This window comes from Dellaglioa sp. CoH-56-MRSF-13, assembly GCF_056782095.1.
In genome coordinates this window covers 1-299 of the sequence record NZ_JBXAYC010000140.1, presented here as the reverse complement: position 1 = coordinate 299, position 299 = coordinate 1, and the positions used below count along the sequence as shown (strand labels likewise).

The window sequence follows — 299 nt, the reverse complement described above, 5'->3', positions numbered from 1 at the left end:
CATTGCCACCGGCTACGACCTCGACGCTGGGTGCCGATATCGTCGGCGCTGGTCTGAACGTGACATCCTCAGGATTGCTGAGCACGCAGATTCAATCAGTCAATGGCAAGACCGATCAGTATTTGGTTCTGACTGCCAACGATGTTGGTGCGATTCCATCTGACCAGATAGACAAACCGGGCGGCGTTGCCGGCCTATCGGCAATTCCTAACGGTTCCAGCAACCCGACAGACAACTACGTATACGGGCGCATCAAGAATACAAAGCTTCCGCTTGGTGCTGTCTATATAGTGGGTAAC

General features: G+C 53.5%; 1 protein-coding gene. It reads left to right on the top strand.

Annotated features, from left to right (window positions below; all coding sequences use genetic code 11):
- A partial coding sequence (locus AC1RP1_RS08220; RefSeq protein ID WP_481762755.1) for a hypothetical protein occupies positions 1 to 299 on the top strand: 299 nt, incomplete at both ends.